The organism is Oribacterium sp. WCC10 (assembly GCF_900113415.1).
Taxonomy (GTDB): domain Bacteria; phylum Bacillota; class Clostridia; order Lachnospirales; family Lachnospiraceae; genus Oribacterium.
Genome location: NZ_FOPH01000011.1, coordinates 49,190 through 71,799, shown reverse-complemented (window position 1 = coordinate 71,799; position 22,610 = coordinate 49,190). Strand labels below are relative to the sequence as shown.

19 protein-coding genes are annotated in these 22,610 nt (G+C 42.6%); 15 read left to right on the top strand and 4 right to left on the bottom strand.

The window, feature by feature from the left end:
- Positions 1–369: 369 nt before the first annotated feature.
- Positions 370–2,064 carry a glycoside hydrolase family 13 protein gene (locus BM294_RS09335; RefSeq protein ID WP_091207343.1) on the bottom strand — a complete coding sequence of 565 codons (1,695 nt, stop codon included), beginning with the start codon at positions 2,062–2,064 and terminating at the stop codon, positions 370–372.
- 275 nt (positions 2,065–2,339) lie between these two features.
- Between BM294_RS09335 and BM294_RS09330 the strand changes: the two genes are divergently transcribed.
- From BM294_RS09330 to BM294_RS09310, 5 genes are all read left to right on the top strand, one after another.
- Entirely contained in the window at positions 2,340–3,350 is a 1,011-nt protein-coding gene (locus tag BM294_RS09330; RefSeq protein ID WP_091207340.1) for a LacI family DNA-binding transcriptional regulator, read from the top strand.
- A gap of 344 nt (positions 3,351–3,694) precedes the next feature.
- Positions 3,695–5,368 carry an alpha-glucosidase gene (locus BM294_RS09325; protein WP_091207337.1) on the top strand — a complete coding sequence of 558 codons (1,674 nt, stop codon included), beginning with the start codon at positions 3,695–3,697 and terminating at the stop codon, positions 5,366–5,368.
- Positions 5,369–5,420: 52 nt separating this feature from the next.
- Positions 5,421–6,743, top strand: coding sequence for an ABC transporter substrate-binding protein (locus tag BM294_RS09320; RefSeq protein WP_091207334.1), 1,323 nt, complete (start codon positions 5,421–5,423; stop codon positions 6,741–6,743).
- 259 nt (positions 6,744–7,002) lie between these two features.
- Positions 7,003–8,070 carry a carbohydrate ABC transporter permease gene (locus BM294_RS09315; protein ID WP_091207430.1) on the top strand — a complete coding sequence of 356 codons (1,068 nt, stop codon included), beginning with the start codon at positions 7,003–7,005 and terminating at the stop codon, positions 8,068–8,070.
- Positions 8,070–8,936, top strand: a complete 867-nt coding sequence (locus BM294_RS09310; protein WP_091207331.1) for a carbohydrate ABC transporter permease — start codon at positions 8,070–8,072, stop codon at positions 8,934–8,936. Before BM294_RS09315 ends, BM294_RS09310 begins: the two co-directional genes overlap by 1 nt.
- Positions 8,937–9,162: 226 nt before the next feature.
- Here BM294_RS09310 and BM294_RS09305 read toward each other — a convergent pair whose 3' ends face one another.
- Positions 9,163–9,648 (bottom strand): hypothetical protein, encoded by a 486-nt coding sequence (locus BM294_RS09305; protein ID WP_091207328.1) that lies wholly within the window; start codon positions 9,646–9,648, stop codon positions 9,163–9,165.
- 367 nt (positions 9,649–10,015) lie between these two features.
- Here BM294_RS09305 and BM294_RS09300 point away from each other — a divergent pair, with 367 nt between their 5' ends.
- Positions 10,016–10,201 (top strand): hypothetical protein, encoded by a 186-nt coding sequence (locus BM294_RS09300; protein ID WP_091207325.1) that lies wholly within the window; start codon positions 10,016–10,018, stop codon positions 10,199–10,201.
- Between the two features lie 118 nt (positions 10,202–10,319).
- Here BM294_RS09300 and deoC read toward each other — a convergent pair whose 3' ends face one another.
- On the bottom strand, positions 10,320–10,958 hold the full coding sequence (gene deoC, locus BM294_RS09295) for a deoxyribose-phosphate aldolase (protein ID WP_091207322.1): 639 nt from the start codon (positions 10,956–10,958) through the stop codon (positions 10,320–10,322).
- Between the two features lie 148 nt (positions 10,959–11,106).
- On the opposite strand from deoC, the gene BM294_RS09290 reads away from it, so the two are divergent.
- Positions 11,107–11,784: a TIGR00266 family protein gene (locus tag BM294_RS09290; RefSeq protein WP_091207319.1), complete on the top strand. Its 678-nt coding sequence runs from the start codon at positions 11,107–11,109 to the stop codon at positions 11,782–11,784.
- Positions 11,785–11,807: 23 nt separating this feature from the next.
- A complete protein-coding gene (locus BM294_RS09285) occupies positions 11,808–12,359 on the top strand; it encodes a DJ-1 family glyoxalase III (RefSeq protein WP_091207314.1) in 552 nt (183 codons plus the stop codon).
- Between the two features lie 70 nt (positions 12,360–12,429).
- Here the strand turns inward: BM294_RS09285 and BM294_RS15900 are convergent, their stop codons facing one another.
- The gene (locus BM294_RS15900; protein WP_175494618.1) at positions 12,430–12,600 is read right to left on the bottom strand and encodes a hypothetical protein; all 171 of its coding nucleotides are present in this window, start codon (positions 12,598–12,600) and stop codon (positions 12,430–12,432) included.
- A gap of 136 nt (positions 12,601–12,736) precedes the next feature.
- Between BM294_RS15900 and BM294_RS09280 the strand changes: the two genes are divergently transcribed.
- The 7 genes from BM294_RS09280 to BM294_RS09250 all read left to right on the top strand — a co-directional run bounded on the left by BM294_RS09280 (position 12,737) and on the right by BM294_RS09250 (position 22,609).
- Complete coding sequence (locus tag BM294_RS09280; protein WP_091207311.1) at positions 12,737–12,925, top strand: YjfB family protein; 189 nt, start codon at positions 12,737–12,739, stop codon at positions 12,923–12,925.
- A gap of 366 nt (positions 12,926–13,291) precedes the next feature.
- Complete coding sequence (locus BM294_RS09275) at positions 13,292–14,386, top strand: FIST N-terminal domain-containing protein (RefSeq protein ID WP_091207308.1); 1,095 nt, start codon at positions 13,292–13,294, stop codon at positions 14,384–14,386.
- Between the two features lie 15 nt (positions 14,387–14,401).
- On the top strand, positions 14,402–15,355 hold the full coding sequence (locus BM294_RS09270) for a methyl-accepting chemotaxis protein (RefSeq protein WP_091207305.1): 954 nt from the start codon (positions 14,402–14,404) through the stop codon (positions 15,353–15,355).
- A gap of 228 nt (positions 15,356–15,583) precedes the next feature.
- Positions 15,584–17,281, top strand: a complete 1,698-nt coding sequence (locus tag BM294_RS09265; protein WP_091207302.1) for an RsiV family protein — start codon at positions 15,584–15,586, stop codon at positions 17,279–17,281.
- 172 nt (positions 17,282–17,453) lie between these two features.
- Positions 17,454–18,260, top strand: a complete 807-nt coding sequence (locus tag BM294_RS09260; protein WP_091207299.1) for a carbohydrate-binding protein — start codon at positions 17,454–17,456, stop codon at positions 18,258–18,260.
- 89 nt (positions 18,261–18,349) lie between these two features.
- The gene (locus BM294_RS09255; protein ID WP_091207296.1) at positions 18,350–20,665 is read left to right on the top strand and encodes a heparinase II/III domain-containing protein; all 2,316 of its coding nucleotides are present in this window, start codon (positions 18,350–18,352) and stop codon (positions 20,663–20,665) included.
- A gap of 441 nt (positions 20,666–21,106) precedes the next feature.
- Complete coding sequence (locus BM294_RS09250; RefSeq protein ID WP_139225868.1) at positions 21,107–22,609, top strand: hypothetical protein; 1,503 nt, start codon at positions 21,107–21,109, stop codon at positions 22,607–22,609.
- Position 22,610: the final 1 nt, after the last annotated feature.

The following is a 22,610-nucleotide window of genomic DNA, read 5'->3' as shown; positions in this document are numbered from 1 at the left end:
GGGGGAAAGCTTTCGTTAAGAAGAAAATGCCATTTAATTGCGCTACGCGCAGGCATTTCCGCTTGATTTCGGCTTATACCGAAAGAGACTCGCCGCCTTGTGGCATCAGCATTTCCAATAAAATGCTGATAATAGTTGAGCGCACATCCGGTTTGAAAAGTACGTATCCGGACGCACGCTGGTGCGATCGGTACGAACTTGGCAAATTGGATGTGAAATCCAATCGAGTGGGCCGACACCCGCCCTGCATTTTCTGTATCATTTCAGGATATCCAAAATTTACGATAGCCCTCAAAAATTCAGCTCCTAAACTTTGAATCTCACTATTTCAACAAAAATCCCTTGAATAAATCTATGCCCTGATCACAATCACTCCTCGCCAAGCTCTGCCACAAGATAGTCATAGCCCTGAAGCAGTATACGAGTCCCGGCCTCCGTGACTTTCTCCGCCAATTCTGCATTATTGGAAATCAGCACAGCCTTAACCTTCTCATCAAGTTCCAGCACCTGTGGCTCCCTCTGATAGTTTGCCGCAACAAGTATCCTTTTATCCAGTATCCTCTTAAAGCAGAGAAGATTCTTCTTTTCCTCTTCATAAGGCTCAAAATCCCCGTAAACCACGGTTCTTTCGTATTCCTTATCCTTTCTCAGCTTTATAAGCTTCTTGTAGAAAGAAAATACAGACTCCGGATCATCATGCTGCTTCTCAAGATTGATGTCTTTATACTTCGGATTCAGCATAAGCCATGGCTCGGCATCGCTGAAGCCTGCATTAACATCACCTGACCACTGGAAAGGAGTTCTCGCATTGTCTCTGGAACGTAAGCTTATAAGCTTTAATGCCTCTTCCTCCGTTAATCCATCTTCAATCGCTCTCCTGTAAAGATCCGGATTTGCACAATCATCAAGCTCCGAAAGACTCTTAACCTCCGAAAGATTCTCCATACCGATTTCCTGTCCCTGATAGATAAACGGAACTCCCGGCATCATGAAGTATACTCCGGCGAGCATTTTCTTGCTCTTATCAGACAGATCCTCCTTCGGGATATATCTGGAAACGCCTCTTGGCTCATCATGGTTCTCGATGATATTTGACAGAAGTCCTATGCCATCCACACGCTTATGCGCTTTAAACGAAGCCTTCTTATACTTCTCCTGAAGGTCCTTCACCGGCTCGACAGTTGAAATACCGGTTTCGTCTATAAATGTTGTCGAGAAGTCAAACATGGTAGAGAAATACCCATCCTCGCCGATAAAAAGCGGAAGATCCGAATCCTTTTCATTGAAGACCTCGCCAACAGTAAAAGAATCGTGCTTTCTGAAACATTCATCAGCCATCTCATTAAGGAACTCGCCTATACCCGTGGCTTCCTTCAGCATATTCTCGATGGAGCTGAGACCGTCCGCTCTGTCGGCAGGATAGTCACAAAACGGCAGTTTCTTCTTGATGTTAATGATGGCATCAATTCGGAAACCGGCGATGCCTCTGTCCAGCCACCAGTTGATCATTTTATATATTTCTTTTCTGAGCAATGGATTTTCCCAATTGAGATCCGGCTGCTTCTTGTGAAAAACATGCAGATAAAGCTTATCCTCGTGTCCCGGAAGCGGCTCCCAGCATGAACCACCGAAGTAGCTTCTCCAGTTGCACGGAAGCTTATCACCCTTTTTGTAGTCCTCAATATAAAAGAACTTTCCGTAAGGACCATCCGGATCTTCGATAGCCTTTTTGAACCATTCATGCTCATCAGAACAATGATTCACAACCAGATCCATAACTATACCGATATTTCTTTTTTTACCTTCAGCGATTAGTTCATCCAGATCCTCGAGAGTACCGAATCTCGGATCAATGTTATAGTAATCTGAAATATCATATCCCTGATCTGCAAGAGGAGAGCAGTATATCGGAGATAACCACAAAAGATCTATACCAAGCTCCTGAAGATAATCGAGCTTTTCAATTATTCCTCTTATATCGCCTATTCCGTCACCATTGGAATCTTTAAAACTCTTAGGATAAATCTGATATGCAACTTTATCATGCCACCATTTTTCTTTCATACAAGCCTCCACAAATTTTTAGGAAAGAATATGTGTCAACGGTATTGGCCAGGCACTCTTGACACTTACATGATAAAAAACTAGCACATCAATATTGACAGGTAAATAGGTTACGCGTATAACCTATAAATAGTGGGTTATGTGAGCTTTGTATTGCGCAGTTGAATATATTTCCGAAAGAACTACTACCGGATTCTTTCAGGATTCAGTACTTATCGAAAAAATCTCCCGAAAAATAGATATTTTAACGGGATTTCTGAAACGGGGAAACAGTTATGATCAGAATAAAAGATATCGCAGAAAAATGCGGTGTAAGCACAGCCACAGTTTCGTATGTCATCCATGGTAAAACAGCAAAAGTATCTCAGGCAGTACGCGAAAAGATCGAAGCGGAAATAGCAAACAGCGGTTACATATCAAATCAGTCAGCGCTTTCACTTGTAAGCAGATCCTCCGGTCTGATCGGTGTAGCCATCATGAATCACTCGGATAATAAAAATATTATGGCGGATCCGTATTTCGGAGTTTTGCTATCTTATCTTGAGAAGGAGTTCAGAAAACAGGATAAGTATATCCTTGTCCTTCTGGATCAGTCCATGGATGGTCTGATTCGTGATGCAAGACGTTGGAATCTGGACGGTCTGGTGCTATGTAACCAGCTTAAGGAAATGATGGTGGAGATAAGCAGTCAGTTTCTGAATCCCATAGTCACCATTGATGCATCCTTTGTTTTTGAATATGACAAACTCGTACAGATCTTCATTGATGATTATCATGGCGGATACCTCATGGGAGAGTACTTCCTAAGCCTTGGTCATAAGAATGTGGCCATGCTGGATGACAGCGTTCTGGAAGTAAACCGTCACCGCTGGCGAGGCTTCAGGCAGGCCTACCTTGATAAAGGCATTAAGCTTTTAGAGGCTTCTCACTACATCATCGATATCGACAAAGAGAAGTTTCATGATGGTCTCACCAGAATATTCCCTGAAATAAAAAATCATTCTGCCATCTTTTGTGTATCGGATAACTATGCACTTCAGCTGATGAACTATTTTTCCAAAAACGGTATAAGGATACCCGAAGACATCTCCATATCGGGTTATGACGACATCTTTTATACACAGTTTACGATGCCTGAACTCACCACCATCAGACAGAATGTTGAAGAAAAAGCGGTCATGGCTGTGAACAGCATGATGGATATGCTTGCCGGAAAACACGTCACACACAATATCACTTTACCTGTAGAACTTGTTGTCAGAGACTCCTGCAGAAGCCTTCTTTAAGGTTATCTCACCTTCTGCATTACCACACTGAAACTATATTGACCACACCTTTTGATGCACCACGAACACTGCCTGCAGAGCTGTAGAGAGCAGCATCACGGGCTGCAACTTCAAAATCGAACAGAAGGCATTTTTTAGTACCTATTGCACAAATATCGACGCCGAATTATATTTTTTTATAATAGTTATGTGCATAACCTTTGACATAAATTCTGATCAGAGTTACTTTAAATTTACAAAGTTACTCGCATAACCGAAAAGCAATGAATTACCTATGCAATGTCAAAAAGAAAAGATCAAGCGCTTGAACAATTCTGACACACGAAAAACTATCAGAGGCAGACATGGACAAGAAATGGTGGAAAGAAAGTGTTATTTATCAGATCTATCCCAGATCATTCTGTGATTCAAACGGAGATGGGATAGGAGATCTTAACGGAATCAGAAAAAAACTCAATTATCTTCATGAACTGGGGATCAATGTCATATGGCTTAGTCCGGTTTACAAATCGCCAAATGATGATAACGGATATGACATCTCCGATTATCAGGACATCATGGATGAATTTGGTACTCTCAAGGACTTTGACGAACTTCTCAAAGAAGCTCATGCTCTGGGCATTAAGATCGTCATGGATCTTGTTGTGAATCACACATCCGACGAACATCCATGGTTCATCGAAAGCCGTTCTTCAAGAGACAACGAAAAACGTGATTTCTATATTTGGAGAGAACCTAAGGACGGTCACGAGCCAAACAACTGGGGAAGCTGCTTCTCAGGTTCTGCCTGGGAATATGATGATAAAACCGGTATGTATTATCTTCACTGCTTTTCAAAAAAGCAGCCGGATCTCAACTGGGACAATCCTAAAGTAAGAGATGAAGTCTTCAGGATGATGACCTGGTGGTGCGACAAGGGAATCGACGGTTTCAGAATGGATGTCATCTCCATGATCTCCAAAGTTGAAGGACTACCCGACGGAAAGCCGGATGAAACCACAGGATTCGGCGGACTTGAGAACACAACCAACGGACCTCACGTTCATGAATATCTGAAAGAAATGAACCAGAGGGTTCTCTCCAAATACGATATCATGACCGTAGGTGAATGTGCCGGAGTCACAATAGAAGAAGCAAAAAAATATGCTTCTCTGGACGGTTCGGAACTCAACATGGTATTCCAGTTTGAGCACGTTGGTCTTGACTACGATGAGCATGGAAAGTGGACAACAAAGAGAATGTCCCTCAAAGACCTGAAGAGGAATCTCAGCAAATGGCAGAATGAACTTGAAGGCAAAGCCTGGAATTCTCTTTTCTTTGATAATCATGATCAGCCTAGAATTGTATCAAGACTCGGGGATGATTCACCTCTTTCTGCAAAGGCTATAGCCACAGTTCTTCATTTCATGAAAGGAACGCCTTACATATATCAGGGTGAAGAGCTTGGTATGACCAATTGTCCATTCGGAAGTCTTGAGAACCTTCGTGACATAGAAGAGATCAATGCCTATGACGCACTTGTAAAAAGCGGAAAGATGACAGCAGAAGAGCTGATGGCAGGCATAGAGGCAAAAGGTCGGGATAACGCCCGGACTCCTATGCAGTGGGATGCTTCCGAAAATGCCGGTTTCACCACCGGACAGCCATGGATCATGGTGAATCCAAACTATACGGTTATCAATGCAGAAGCTGAACTTAAGGATGAGAATTCAGTATTTCATTACTACCGGAAGCTTATAGAGTTAAGAAGAAACAGCGAGTGGTCAGATCTTATCGTATATGGAAACTACAGTCTTACGGATGACAACAGTGATGAAGTATTTTCATATACCAGAGAACTCGACGGAAGAAAGCTTTACATACTCTGCAACATGACAGACAGAGACATTGACTACAACACAGGTATCACGGATAAAAATGGCAAAGCTGTTCTGATTTCAAACTATGCTGAAACAGACCTTAGGGAATCAATGAAACTTCCTCCATGGTTCGCAGCAGCCTGGGAGATCCAGAAATAAAAACATATTCGCCGGATAACGGCGCACAAATATAAAAAAGGAGAAAAGTATTATGAGAGCAAAAGTTGTATCAGCAGTTATGGCATGTCTTATGGCTTCAAGTCTTGTAGCATGCGGAAGCAGTTCCACAGAAACTACCGCAGCAGGAACTTCGGCTGCAAAAGAGTCAGGCGGAGCTTCATCCGGCAAGTCCATCCGTCTCGTAAACGGAAAGATCGAAGTAGATTCACAGTTAAAGAAGCTGGCTGAAATGTACGAAAAAGAGTCCGGCGTTCACGTTGAGATCGAATCCATGGGCGGTGGAGTAGACATCCAGGGCGAACTTAAAGCTTACTATCAGTCAGACAATATGCCTGATATCTTCGTTTGCGGCGGCGCTGCAGATTTTGATAACTGGGACGGACTGCTTCAGGATATGAGCGATCAGGCGTGGACAAGTGACACCGAAGCCGCTTACAAAGATGGTGACAGTGTCATCGGATTCCCTTACACCACAGAGGCAGTAGGACTTGCCTACAATGCAGACATTCTTGAGAAGGCCGGCGTAGATCCAAAGTCAATCACAGGTCCCGAATCCATGAAGAAAGCTTTTGAAACTCTTGATTCAAAGAAGGATGAGCTTGGTCTCACAGCAGTCATCGGTTACTTCGCAGAGCCTGTCAATCTTTACTGGTCAACAGGTAACCACCTCTTTGCAAACTATCTTGATTCAGGTCTCGCAAGAGATGATTCCACATACATCGATATGCTGAACGATGGCGGAAAGATCGACGACAACAGATTTGCGGATTTTGCCACAATGGTTGAGCTTTTCAACAAGTATTCAGATCCTCAGCTCCTTGTTTCAGGAACCTATGATCAGCAGATCCTTAACTTTGCATCAGGCAAGTATGCATTTGTAACTCAGGGTTCATGGATTGGCGCTACCATGACAGGAGATGACGCTGAGGCCTACAAGTCAGCCGGCAACTTCAAGTGCGGCATGATTCCTTATGCATTTGAGGAAGGCATCGATACTATCCTTACCAATTCCCCATCATGGTGGGCAGTTTATAAGGATGGCGATGTTCAGGACGCAGAAGCATTCCTTCAGTGGCTCACAACAGCACCGGCACAGGAGGTTCTCGTCAATGAAGCAGGCTTCATCAGCCCTTATAAGTCATGCACATACGTTGCATCAGATCCGTTTGCCGCAACTATTTCAGACTACACAGCAGCAGGAAAAACATCAGCATGGCACTGGCTCAACATGAAGGACGGATATGCTCAGAACTATACAGGTCAGGTTTTTGCAGACTTTGCAGCTGGTTCGATGGATAAGGACACTTTCATTTCAACCTTTAAGCAGGTAACAGCATCAGCTTACGCAGGATGAACTTAGGGATGCGCTGATATAATCAGTGTTTCTTAAGATATAATGGTGTGAACGACATAAATCATCACTCATCTATCAGCACTGACGCACACCCGTGTGTAATGTGCCGCACATCAAAATCAGACTGGCACGGCAGGATGGAGTCATTTCCATCCTGCTCTTGTAAAAAAAGGAGACAAATGTGAAATCACTCTTTCAAGCCGACAACCGGGTCAGAGATGAACATGATAACGATAGTCTGACCTCAGGAGCACAAACAATTGCACATACCGGTCCTTTTACTGACAGGGCTATATCACTGATTCCGTTAATTGCGGGTCTCGCCGTTACCTTTGCGGCACTTATACTGGATTTTACAGGCAGCAAACTGTCATTCAGAGGCGGACTTCTGATCGCCGGAGTCATCCTCTTTTTCATCGGATTATATCTTTATCCAACCAAAAAGCATCATCGGGCAATCGTAAACATTATCTTTCTTTTTCCATTGCTTTTCTGTTTCGTCGTTACAGTGATCATTCCTTTCGGACTTGGACTTTTTTATTCCACCACCGACTGGAACGGTATCAGGATGACGAAGTTTACGGGCCTCGGCAACTACATCACCATGTTCAAAGAACAAAGCTTCCTTTGGTCTCTGGTACTTACGGTTCTTTTTGTTATCGTAAACATGGTTCTCGTAAATGTCATCGGACTTTCCCTTGCAGTGCTCTGCACCAGCAAAATGAAATCTGTCGGATTTTTCAGAGCATCATTCTTTATACCGAATCTTATCGGTGGAATCGTTCTAGGCTATATCTGGCAGTTTATCTTCAACAATGTTGTTCTTAAGTGGACATTCGAAACTTTCGGATATAACAGCTCAATGCTTTCAAAATACAATACCGGTTTTCTGGCCATTATCATCGTTTATATCTGGCAGTATGCAGGTTATATCATGATGATCTACATCACCGGACTTACCACGGTTCCTTCCGACGTCATCGAAGCATCCGCCATTGACGGTGCGACAGCAGTGCAGACCTTTTTCAGGATCAAGCTTCCTATGATTGCATCCACCATCACAGTATGCACCTTCCTGACACTTCAGTCAGCATTCAAGCAGTTCGATGTCAATATGGCCCTGACAAACGGAACCGGCTCTGTAACATTCCTTGGACAGTACCTGTCAAACGGCACCCAGATGCTGGCACTCAACATCTATAACACGGCTATCACAAAGAACAATTACTCCATGGGACAGGCCAAGGCTGTGCTTTTCTTCATCATCCTGTCCATCGTGTCCATGTTACAGGTTCACATATCCAATAAGAGGGAGGTAGAAATGTAATGGTAAAGAAACTCACACTTTCGGGAATTCTCATCAGACTTGTATTCTTTGCTTTGGCCATATATGTTCTGTTCCCTTTCTTCCTTGTTGTGATAAATGTCTTCAGAACCGCAAATGACATCGTAGCCAATCCTGTAAGCACTGCGGGAATGAAGTTCAGTAACCTTAGCAACAATCTGAAGTCTGTCATAAACAACACTAATTTCAGTTTCTGGTCAGCCTTCGGAACTTCTGCACTGGTAACATTTCTTTCCATTGCCCTGCTTGCACTTTTCGGTGGCATGGCAGCCTGGGTCATCTGCAGAAACAAAACAAAGTGGTCAACATTCATCTATATGGTATTCATCGCTTCCATGATCATTCCTTTTCAGGTGGTAATGCTTCCGCTTATATCCACCTTCAGAGATGTCGGAAAGTTCCTCGGTATAGGAATGCTTCAGACTTTTCACGGAATCATATTCGCATATCTAGGTTTCGGCGGTGCCATGACAGTATTCATCCTGACCGGCTTTATCAAAACAGTACCATTCGAACTGGAAGAGGCTGCGGCCATAGACGGATGTTCTCCGGAAGGAACCTACTTCAAGATCATCCTTCCGCTTCTTAAACCACCTATCGTTACCGTAACAATCTTAAACGGTATGTGGATATGGAACGATTATCTGCTTCCTTCACTTATGCTGGGACATAACGGAAAGGTAAAAACACTTCCTGTAGCGGTTCAGGCATTTGTAGGCTCCTATGTTAAGCAGTGGGATCTCATCCTTACGGCAGCCATGCTTGCCATCGTCCCTATGATCATTCTTTTCCTGTTCGCACAGAAACAGATCATGGGCGGTCTTGTTGACGGTGCTATAAAGAGCTGACATTAAAGCATAACAGGACATGAGTTATGTGTGTCCGGGCAGATCATAAAGTCTCAAATCATCGTGTGAGCACGTGATTTGGTACTTTTGGCACTTACATCATAATAGTTTATTTCCATCAGGAACTGCGTCGTAAGACGTTAACAATAATGATTTTCTCCTACACCAAAGGGCAGTTGCCGCATTCGCAGCAACTGCCCTTTGCAAATTATATACCCTTTCGTTATCAGTTATATCCAAATTCTCTTGCGAAATCCTTCACAGTATCCATATCTTCAGTTCTTGATTTACCGTAGAAGAGAGTATTATCTACCGCACATAAATGATGATAGTCCTTTACACCTGTAAGCTTATATATCAGGAAATTGTCTCCTGTAAAACTGGAATGGTCTTCGGTAACAAATGTATCATCCAGTGTCTTTCTGAATATATCAAACTCATCGTCTGCAATATCTGCATTATCAAATACAAAAAACTGATAGATCAGCTTTCCGTCACTGCTGCACACATAAAGCGCACTCTTGAGTCCACCGACATTGACATACATATCGGTATCATCCTTTACAGCAAATCCGGAAGCTTCAGCCACTCTGATGAATCTGGCATTATCTATAACATCTTTCTTTATCTCAATCTGACTGATCACACCACATCCCACTGCAAGCATGGCAATCAGTACAAACACAAATAAATATGCTTTTCTAATCCTCATAACACCCTTTTTCCTCCTTGAAAAAATTGACCTCCTATAAATGTGCCGGCATGTAACTCCCTTCAACCGGCCTTGTAAGGTGTTTTTATGCGATGAAAAAACATATAAATAAACAACTCGTTTTCCACCTATAAATAATATACAGTTACCTTTATCACAAAAGTGTCACATATTTTAAGTTTTTCTAACTTTTTTATCACTATGAAAATCTTAAATTCAGTCAAAATTTGAATATTTTTAGTAATTATATACAAAAAAAGGATATTTCTTTCGTGATATTTTGAAAATTCGTTTTTATTTTCAGGAAAAATGAGTTATAATGTTTACTATGAGGGGCGACAAACGAATATAGAGGGGTAGAGTAGTTATGGAGATTATCAGTAACAAGGAGCTTAGGTTACGAAGCTTCGAGCGTAATCAACGTCTTATTGAAGAAACCGGGGCATGTCCATTACCTTACAGGGATGGCGCAACAATTCTTTATTTTGAGAAACAGAAGGGGAAGGAGATTTCCCTGTTTAGCGAACCGGAAGTAAAAGAGAATCTTATGTGATCGTTACCGGTCATTTTATATTTTGAAAACATAAAGTCCTGCGGGTGCACCATAAAAAGATGCATTCGCAGGACTTTTTTGATGTAAAAAAATCAGATAAATGTGAGTATATGATAAATCAATTTACGATTTTCACACCGTTTGATGCGCCGATTCTGTCTGCACCGGCTGCGATAAGCTCCTCAGCAAACTCCTTTGTATGGATTCCGCCGCTTGCCTTTATCTGAAGGCGGTCGCCTACAGTTTCCTTCATAAGCTTAACGTCGGAAACAGTGGCTCCCGCTGTTGAAAATCCGGTTGAAGTCTTAACAAATCGGGCTCCCGCTTCTTCAGAAAGCTGACATGCCTTTACCTTTTCTTCATCCGTAAGGAGACATGTCTCAATGATAACCTTAACGATAGCCGGCTTTGAAGCCTCAACCACAGCCTTGATATCATCTCTGACAAAATCCCAGTTTCCATCCTTGATACCGCCTACATTGATGACCATATCAACCTCTTTAGCGCCAAGCTTTACCGCTTCCGATGCTTCAAATGCCTTTGCACTTGTAAGCATGGCTCCGAGAGGAAATCCCACCACAACGCAAGGTGTAATGTCTGTTCCTTTGAGTTCGGAAACAACTGTTCCTATATGGCAGGTGTTAACGCATATTGAGTGAAAGCAGTATTCCCTGGCCTCAGCGCAGTACTTCTTTACCTGCTCTGTAGTTGCATCGGCCTTTAATATTGTATGATCAATGGTTTTTGCTAAATTCATATGTTCTCCTTATCCTATATTGTGAAAATTTTTTACAGAATTATATAAAAATAAAAAATCGCGTGTATTTAGACCACCTAAAGAGTATACTTGTAATTAAGTTATTTTGGCAATTACATTCATAACAATCCTGAAAGGAGTACCGATTATGAGATATTCTATCGAAGGCGAACCGTTACCTGTTGTTATCTGCGAGCTTGAAAGCGGAGAGAGTATGGCTACCGAGTCAGGTGCCATGGCATGGATGTCAAACAATATGCATATGGAAACCAGCGGTGGCGGAATCGGAAAGATGTTTGGCCGTATGGTATCCGGAGAATCCATGTTCCTTAACTACTACACTGCTCAGGGCGGTCCGGGCACCATAGCATTTGCTTCAAGTTTTCCGGGTTCCATTCGTCCTTATGAGATCACTCCGGGCAATGAAATCGTCGCACAGAAAAAAGCATTTCTGGCTTCAACCACAGGCGTTGAGCTTTCTATAGCTTTCCAGAAAAAGCTCGGCACGGGATTCTTCGGCGGTGAAGGTTTCATCATGCAGAAGCTTTCCGGAAACGGAATCGCGTTCCTTGAGTTTGACGGTCATGTAAAAGAGTATACACTTCAGCCGGGTCAGCAGATGATCATCGATACAGGCTACCTCGCAGCCATGGACAGCACCTGCGCTATCGATATCCAGACCGTTAAGGGTGTAAAGAATGTTCTCTTCGGCGGTGAAGGTCTTTTCAATACCGTCATTACCGGTCCGGGACGCATCTGGCTCCAGACAATGCCGGTTCCTCAGGTTGCGGCATGCATCAGGCCATACATACCTACGGGAAAGTAAATATTTATTTGAGGTAAACTACAATGAAAGTTTTTGCATTTATCGCAGACGGTTCTGAAGAGGTCGAATGCCTCGCAGTTATAGACGTTCTGAAGAGAGCACAGTTTGATGTAACTCTCGTTGCTGTAAAAGAAGAGAAGCTGGTACATACCGCCCACGCCATAGACATCATCGCAGACACTACCATATCTGACATAAATGTTTCAGACGCAGACATACTGTTCCTGCCTGGAGGCGGTCAGGGCACTCAGAATTTCAAAGATTCCAAAGAACTTGCGGATATGCTTCTCGCACATGCCGCAAAGGAGAAGCCAATAGCCGCAATCTGTGCAGCACCTTCTGTTTTGGGAACACTTGGGCTTCTCAAGGACAGAAAAGCCACATGCTTCCCGGGCTTTGAGGAACAGCTCATCGGAGCCAGACATGTACGTGACGGAGTTGTAACCGATGGCAATATCACCACCGCAAGAGGCGTAGGCTACGCTCTTGATCTCGGTCTCCGTCTGGTTTCTCTCTATAAGAGTCCGGAGTACGCAAAGCAGCTTAAAGCAGCAATACAGTACGACCAGTTCTGATCTGATTTTGACTGAACCGGATTCTTTAAGAATACCAACATAATCCCGATCCGGTGCCGGGCCACCTTTATCAAATGATTCCCAGGGAACTGATCACACTGATAGTGATAAAGATTGCGGCAATAGTGATGATGATATTCAAAACCTTTTTGGTTATCTTATAGACTATGATGCAGGCCAGGATAGTAATGACAAGTGTTGTAAGGCTGCTGCCCGGATTTAATAAACCGAAAATATCCATATAAATCTCCTTTATTGATTATCTGGAATGATATGATTATTTTATAGATATTTCAACACTTAAATTATATACATATTTTGTTGTCGGGTGTATAATTTTTACAGTTGAATGGAGTTTCGTAAAGGAGGGTACCCTCATGGATATGATTTCAAGCATCTCGTCTGCTCTTTCCAATTTTTCCATGAACAAGGTGGGCTTCGGTATCGGAACAGCGGTACTCAAGAAAGCATTGGACGGTGCAGAAAGCGAAGGAGAAGGCGTGATTAAGCTTTTGGAGCTGTCAGCCGATCCGGATCTTGGCGCACATTTTGACGCTACAGCTTAATAAATATCAGAACTTTATTACAAAAAGGCAGATGATCACAGGGAGAGTGTCATCTGCCTTTTATCGTTAATCATCATAAATCTCTGTTGATGGCACGGATTTTCAAAGGAAGTTGATGCTTCGCATCGAAAATCCGTCCGGGGAACACTTTTATCATCGTTTCCCTGTATTTTCCTACAACTCAGCTTTGTCAATCCCTCTACCCATATTTTTTTAAAATATTTTTTCAAAAAGGGTATTAATTTATAAAATAGTGCCGATAAAACTAAAGACAGTTCCATATACCTGTTGCTTATAAGGATTAAATTCTTTTTATAAATTCGTTTTGTTGATCCGGGTGGATCTGAAACTAATCAGGAGGTATCTATGCAAAGTAAAGTTGGCTATAGCTCTAGCATTGATGTTAAGGCTGCAGTAGAGGAAGCAACTCGTGGAATATCCGATCCGATCGGTCTTATCATCATGACCGATCACGCACGTCTCGCGGATATTTCAACATTACTCAAAAGAAAGTATCCTAAGGCTCAATCCATCGGTGTGAGCGGTATCAACTATTACGGCACACAGTCATCGGATCGCAATCTGATCATTGCTGCAATCACAGGCGAAGCTGTACTCCATGCCGGAGTCATCCGAAACCTGTCCACTTGTCCTGCCGCAGATCTCATTAACCTTAAAGAGAGTATGCGTATAGTAAACGGCAGCAGCGAAAATACAGTTCTCATCGAGTACTGCACAAATGACGAGGAACGCCTGACAACCACACTGCAGATGGCAGTGGGCGAGAGCGGTATACATGTAGTCGGCGGAACAGAATTCGGCTACCCTGCCGATGCAACACCGGCCGTTACGGTAAACGGTATCCTCTATCCGGATGCCTGTGCATACATGCTTATAAAGAACACAAACGGAGGAGTTCATGTATATTCCGAGGTCATCTACGGACCTATGGAAGGGCATGCTGCACATAATGTCACAAGAGCAAACCTTAAGGACAAAGAAGTCATGGAGCTGGATCACCAGCCTATCGCCAATGTCTACAGCCGCGAGATGAACATACCTGTAGAGAAAGTCATTGACAGTACTCTGGAGCATCCTTTCGGACGAATGGTAGGCGATCAGGTCTTCATTGCATCTCAGAAGGAGCTGAAGTCAGGAGGCTCACTTACATTCTTTAAGAGGCTCAATGTCAACGATGCGGTACGTATCCTTCAGCTTAAAGATTTTGCATCGATAAACAAAGAGACCTGTGCTGAGATTCTGTCGGAAACCAGCAGCCCGTCTCTCATGATTTCAGTTAATTGTATTTACAGATACCTTCTTTTTACCGGCAATGGATATTATCCCACATTGCTGCAGAACATGGCCGCCATCGGACCGCACATCGGAAACATCGGAGGCGGAGAGCAGGTTGACAATCAGCATGTTAACCAGACCATGGTAGTTGCCGTATTTGAATGATGAGGAGGTCAGGATATGTTTTTCGGAAAAAATAATCAGGATACAGATATGATTGCTCCAAGCACCTCTTCTCGTGAAGGTGAGCTTGAAGGACTTAGATTCATCGGCGAGTATGCTATCAGACAGAAGAATCTGCTTCAGGCAGAAGAGACCACAACCTCTGATGAACTTAAAGGCATTCAGGATGCATTTGATGTTGTTCGACAGAAGTCAGACGATATATCAGATTCAGTAAGTTCATTCCAGGCTCAGTTCTCAAGAGTTCAGGAGATCGTGGACCGCTTTGAAGCTATCATCACTAAGATGGCTGGAACTGTAGCGGAGTCTCACGACAGTATGAACATGGTCCGTCAGAAATCTGATGACGTTTATGAAACCATCTCGGCGGTGGAGCAGGTATTTGAAGAGTTCCAGAAGAGCTTTGCAGATATCTCAAAAAATGTCGGTGCAATCAATAGAATCGCAAGCCAGACAAACCTTCTTGCCATCAATGCTTCCATCGAGGCAGCCCGTGCCGGACAGGCAGGAAAGGGATTCGCCGTAGTTGCAACCGAAGTAAATAAGCTTTCAAAAAACATTCAGGAAATCGTCGGATCCATCGACAGCAGTATGAACAACCTGAATTCCAATAACTTAAAACTTAAAGATGCCATAGTAAATACAAGATCTGCCATTACTGAGTCTCAGAACCAGGTAAATGAAACCGATGCGGTAGTCGAAAGCATCAATGCAGTTTCTGACGACATCGCAAACGGAAACAAGGAGATGCTTCAGGTATTTGATGACTGTAACCAGAACATTGCACTTGTGGCTTCCAATGTTCGCGATTCCACAGTCTATTATGACAAGGTAGAAAACGAGATCGATACTATGATGGTAAATATCACAAAGAAAGGTTTCGTCTTCGAGGATCTGAACAATGCTCTCGAGCAGATTGACCCGTTGATCTCAAAGATAAAAATGCGGTGATAAAGCGGATGCGCCCTAACATCCACTCTTTCATAAATTATATACCCCTTCTTCAATAGCCCGCAGGAAACTGCGGGCTATATCCTTGAAGAAAATAATTCTGTAAATTTATATAATCTTAAACTTTTTTCCGTTTTGCCACATTCCTTCAAATGTTATAGTAATAAAGGTGGCATTATTAATAATGCTTTGGGACGAAACTTACACAATAGTTTGGAGGGGACTATCATGAAGTTACACATCTTAAAAGGCACAGCCTGTGCCGTATCTATGTCGCTGCTTCTCACAGCCTGCGGCTCAAACGCAATACCATCCCATTCGGAAAATGAAACAACCGCTGCAAAGGAAACAGAAGCTGCCACAGAAAAGGCAGAGACAGAAGCTCCGGTCAATGAGTCTAAAGAGAATACAGAATCTTCCGGAAATGAACACGATGATGAATCAGCAGTTGGTTTCATAGGTTTCAAAACTGATCTGACTTACACCGATATCTACTCAGACAAAAAAACCGGAAGTGATTCAAAACTCTGGGCGACAGGATATTATCCTGCTATCAGACTCGGGTTCTATGAAGATGGCCGTTTCATGGAGTATCAGGGAATGTATGAAGAGCTCTCAGACGCCATCCAAAAGTTTAATGACGATACCTATGCATCCTATCAGGAACTGATGAAACAGTGTGAGGAGTTTGCAAAGGACGATCAGGATCTTGCCGTCAGGGCTTCAGATGATTACAGCTATTACTACTCGGTTGAAATGAATTCCAGAATCAACCGCTCGGATGAGGTTGTTTTCAGTATCGCTAATTCCTGCTATACCTTCATGGGCGGACCTCACCCCAATACAGTATTTTCAGGCTATAATATCGATTCCAAAACAGGAAAGGTGCTGAAAATTTCGGATATTGTCACAGATAAGGATGCATTTATAGATGTATTGGAGAAAAAGCTTCTCGAGGAATATCCGGATATAAAGGACGGCTTAATAGTCGATGATCTCAAAACCACACTAAGTGACATGTATGACGGCAAGGATGAAATGGAACTCGAGTTTAGCATGTATCATGACGGGATCGATATCTCCTTCTCAGCATATGATCTCACTGCCTATGCCTACGGTCCTGAATTTGTAACTTTGCTTTATTCAGATTACGAGGATATGTTTAACAAAAAATACCTTCGCGTAACTGATAACTATGCCTCAGAGATCGATTTCATTTATCCGCAAACTGTTGTGACGGCTGATGGTCTCAGCAGAACACTGGTGGTTGACTACGAGCCTACGGATCCGACAGACGAATATGGTGACAGCTATGATCTTACCATCACCCTGGATGAAAACGAATACAAGGAAACCATAGGCGGAGTATACAACATGTATGCTTATCTCTTTGAGAAGAATCATAATTCTTATCTGTACCTTCGTTGCACATCTGACAATGACTGGCAGTTAACCTATGCGTATGATCTGAACGGTCCGAAGGTCAAGAAGATAGGTGAATACAACGATATAGCATTCTACAATACCGATCCTGTTGATCCGGATGACTTTATAATGCATACAAGATCAGGCCTCATCAGCACCTACAGTATATCCCGAAATTACTGCCTTGCGCCGGACGGATCACCGAAGGCTCTGACAGAATACTGGTGGATCGATAACGAGCCCGAACTTAAGCTTAACGAAGCAGCAAGCTTCAGCATTATGGATGATCTTACAGCAGATGGCACAGATACCGGAACCATGACCGAGCTTCCTGAAGGAACAACTCTCAAGCCTGTACGTACCGATGAAGAATCATGGGTTGATGCCGAGACAGAAGACGGTAAATATGCAAGAATCTATGTTGATGCTTCAGATTGGCCGCATACAACAAACGGCATGGATATTGAAGAGCTTTTCACCGGAATCGTATTCGCAGGATAACAGGCATCTGATGTCAGTTTAAGTCTTTTGTAAGCTTTATAAGTACCTGCACCGGCAGGATAAATAAATCACAAAATTTTCCAAAATAATTACATGGTATCCGAAGCCTGTCCTTTTAAACTATAAAAGGACAGGCTTTTTTTACGAATCATACGTACAAAGGATAACCCATATGAAAATCGCAATATATAATGACTGGGATCATATCCCAAAGATTTCCGCAACATCTGATACTGAGCTGACACTTTCCTTTAACGGAGAGTACCGAAAGGGCGACATCATAGAGATATCAGAGCTTATTCCCGCGAGGTTTTATGTCGTTCAGATAGACGCAGTCATGGCTCCTTCCATCGTTTATATCACAACCGATACTATACTATATCCTATACCTTTTTATGCGATGAAAGAGAATCTCAATCCCCTTGCTTTTGTCGGCAATCGCCATGTCATAAATATCCGTCCGGCTGAGGACTACGAAATCAATGTTTACAGGAATCTGTCTGAAAACACTTTTGACCGTCATGATGTTATAGGTTTATACCCTCATGCAAGTGCCAATGTAGAAACCAGAGGCGAATCAGTCTTTGCTGCACAAAATGCCATCAACGGAAACATTGCTCACGGATCCCACGGAGAGTGGCCCTACGAGTCCTGGGGCATCAATTGCAGAGATGACGCGGAGTTCCGTCTTGATTTCGGACGTCCTGTAAACATCCGCGAAGTCTGTATATATGAGCGGAGCGACTTCCCTCATGATAACTGGTGGGTGAAAGGCACTCTCAGTTTCTCAAACGGAGCGAAGGAGACATTGACCCTCGAGAAGCGGGAGGACGGAAGCCCTCAGAAGTTCTGTATCACTCAGGATAATGTAAGCTGGATGACTCTCGGTGAACTTATAAAGGCTGACGATCCAAGCCCGTTCCCGGCTCTTACACAGATAAAAGTATTTGGTACAGAAAGTTCCGAGTACAGACTTTGAGGTTGTTCTTGTCAAAAGTCGATATAGTACAGCTTGATCTGTGGGACAGGCTTTTGTCCCTTGACTCATGCAATTATCAGGAGTAATTTATGTCATCTTTAGAAACTAATTCAATAGCGAACAATCAAAAACAAATGCGTTCGGAGTCAAATGGTATACTCGGCCAGACCAGGTCTTTTTTGTTACCGGATATAACTGACAGAAGATTTTGGGAAAACCTCCCTGATGATTATAAAAAAGAGAGACTGAAGCTTTCTGAAAAAGCACTGGCTGAACCCTGGAGTGAGATACAGATGTCAGATTATCTCAGATTTTCAGAAGATGGAAATCGTGTATTATTTGAAGAAAAATTCTTCAAAAGACGCAGGATGCTGACTCATCTCGTCATGGGTGAATGTATAGAAAACAAAGGGCGTTTTCTCTCAAAGATCATAGATGGAATATATCTTATCATGGGCGAAACAACCTGGTGTCTTCCTGCCCACAACAGCTACATAAGGGATACAAGACAGTACACATATCCCGATGTATCTCGTCCTGTAGTTGATCTTTTTGCCGGAGAAACGGGAGCTATCCTTTCTGTTTCGGAGAAACTTCTTCGCCCGGTGCTGAACAGTCAGAGCCCCTATATAAACATTGCCATCGATAATGCTCTTTATGAGAGGGTTCTTTCACCATATCTGAAATTTCACTTCTGGTGGATGGGGAACGGACTGGAGCCTATGTGCAACTGGACACCATGGATCACACAGAATGTACTTCTGACAGCATTTACCAGACCGGTATGTGATGATTCCGATTCTAAAGATAACAAAATTACGGTTATGAATAACCATACCGGTGATGATTTAAACATTGATTCCGGTACGGTATCAGCCTTCAGTAACAGCATCATGTCATCAAAAGAGATAGCTGAATGTCTTTCTGATAAAGACGGAAGAGTGGATCCGCCTGACTGGAAATCAAAACATCTTTTACCGACCCGCCAGGAACTTGAAAAAATATATGATTCGTCAGTTAAGTCAGTTCATCATTTCCTGTCTGAGTACGCAGAAGACGGTTGTTGCGATGAAGGAGCCCAGTATTACAGTCACGCAGGGCTTTGCCTCTTCGGTTGTCTCAGTATCCTGAACGATATATCTGATGCCTTTCAGAGATGTTATACCGGAACGAAACATCATTTTGAGAAAGAAATCAGCTGCGACAGATTTAATGATTCAGAAGAACAGACAAGTGAGAAAACATCTTCAACTAAGATTCAATGTTTCAGGGATGAGTTTTCTTCGGATGCAGTAAAGATTCATAACATTGCCACATATATCATGAAAGTTCATGTAGGTGACGACTACTACATCAATTTTGCCGACTGTTCACCTCATGCCGGAAGAAGAGGAGCCAGAGAATATCTATTCGGATCCCTTGTTTCCGATCCTTCCATGATGGATTTCGCCGCAAAGGACTACAGAAGTGAAACCTGGGAAGAACGGCTTTCTGTAAATGAAGAGAACCTCTGGTACCATGTTTTGAACGCCCGGTGTCATGAAAAAATGATGAAGCACAGTGCTGATCATTCCCCCAAGGCTGATGCCTGGTTTCCGGGCACCGGTCTCATGGTGACCCGTGACTCTCACTATGTTCTTGCCGCAAAGGCCGGAGACAATGCTGACTCCCACAACCATAACGATGCAGGCAGTTTTATAATCTATAAAGACAATCGCCCATTCATCATCGATCTCGGCGTCGGAAGTTACACGAAAAAGACATTTTCCAAAGACAGGTACGACATCTGGACCATGCAGTCACAATATCATAATCTGCCATGTTTCTATGATTCGGAAGGAAATCTCCTGATGGAGCACGACGGCGAGGAGTATCGGGCAACCAATGTCTCCTGCAGTATGGACACGTCGCTCTCGATGTTTTCCATGGACCTTCAAAATGCCTACCCCGGACTTGATGGAGTATTTAACCGCATCATAAGTTTCCATAAAGGCTCATCGGATATCGATAATGCTTCTTTTGATACATTATCTGAATCGGGTGCAGTATCGGTTGAAGATCATTATGATGGAAACCTGACATTAGTGGAGAATATAATATGCTACGAAAAGCCGGAGACAGAAGATTCCTGTCGTGATACATCATTATCTGAAAATGCCGGTTTTTTACCTGATAAAACAGGTTCCTGTCATCAGGATAATGCCAACAGCCTTCATAATATAAAAGAAGATAAACACATTATCAGGATTGGAACTATCGGAAAGATCAAAGCCTGCGGTTTCTCTGATATAACGATAGAAGAGCTTCCCATAGCAGATCCACGTCTCGGAGAAACATGGAAGCATTCATGCTACAGAATCCGGATGACTGCGTCTCAAAAAGATGTAACTTTGAGTTTCATTTGATTTTGAGACATTTCCATTCAAAGCTGCGCACTGGTTGATCTGAAAGTCACAGAATGATGATGTAAGGGGTCAAAAGTACCTGATCTCGTGCCTGCACGTTGATTTGAGACTTTATGACCCACTTGAAAACTAATAACGTAGTCGTTTGGCATAGCAAAAGGATTCAAGATTGAGTGTTATACCGCAGGTTATGGCATTTATAGCATTTCATAACCTGCGGTATTAATTATTTATATTTATGCAGTAAATTTTTGTGCATTTTTTCATATTTTAATTTCTGTTTTTTCTTCATCTTCTTTTCATTTTGTCATTGTTGAAAAATTTTTAAAAGAATTTATAATTAAATTAGTGCAATACTGCACACTTAAGAATAACAGTTTGAAATTGCAGCATAACTTTTTTACCATTCCGGTAAAACTCATCACACACAAAAAGGATACCATGTTAAATATTTTTGACAAAAAAAGCGATGAAACAATCAAGGATGATAGCGCCAGCAGGAACGTAACTGCATCCAATCAGGAAAACTCAATGGAACTTTGTTCATTGGAGCGACGGCTCTTATGTTCCTTTGACTCTCATTCAACTATAACCACAAGAGACGATGGCCCGACAAAGACATTGATCATGTCCGTCACAACAAGAAAAGATGGCGATAATGAAGTAACGGATTTCTTATCTTGTGAATATACATCTCAGGATAATAAAACTGAAATCGAAAAGATGATGGAGGTATTATCATCCGATCTGCAAAAGTCAAGAAACAAAGGGGCAAAGTTTTTTGTAGTACCACAGACCGGCCTTGATCTGTACGCATACATTAAAGCAAGACCTTCCATCGAGATTGATATGGATGATCTTGCTAATGAAATCAGAAACAGTACTACCAAGAAGCTCCGAACTGATTTCATAAAGAACATACAAGTCGGAAAAAAGGTTAATATTTTCATTGCTAAAAACAGCCTGTATAACCAGATTGCATACGATATGCTGAAGGCTGCCTATACAAATTATGCCAATGTGCATTTCTTTGAGATTGAACCGGAAAAGACCGGTGATCCGATTACCTGGCAAAACAATTCCATCGGCTCATATTTATCAATCTATCGAAGTGTCATCAATATAGGAGTGGGAGTTGAAGGTCCTGAACCGTCATATACTCTTCCTTTAGTGCAGACAGAAGATAAGAGTGTCATCTCTCAGACGGCATCTCTTCTTATGAATCCGCTAAATGCACGAGAAGAACTGTTGGAAGCTCAGGCAGTAGGCCATGCCCGCGAAATGATCAGGGTTGGGCAGAAGAGATCTCTCAGCATGGAAGTCATCGAGAAAGCCATCAGAGACATGGCAAAAGAAGCCGCTCTGTATCGTTATGACGAAAACGGATGGAATGAGTTTGAAACAATGGCCGTAAAGTCAAAGCGTATCGAAAACGGATTATGCATCGTGAGGCTTCCTTTTAATGATCCGACTCTGATAAAAAACTATTTCACAGAAGCACATACCGGTCTTTTAGCTATTATCCGTGATAAGGAACTGTATTATTACGGAGAAAGCGAAACCGTATATTTGTTATCAGAGGAATATGGATGGACTGCAAAAGAAAGAGATATCGCACACAAAGTTTTTGATAATCGTGAAGCTATCTACGAGCTGTCTGATATGACTACGAAGAGAGAGTTCATAAAGACCATCAATACAGCCATCGAAAACAGAAGCAGTCTGAGGCAGACCTACGATTCAATCAGTAAGATTTCAAAACGTTTCAACGAAACCATGGGAATCGATATGGAAGGTCAGTTCAAGCTGTTAAAGTACGTGGATGCCATCAAGGATGACGAAACAAGAATGAAATCCATCCGAAGAATCATCACAGAAACCCTGACCCCACGTTCACCATTCAATCCGTTCGGTGAGCTCTTTAATCACAATTTCTTTAATTGAG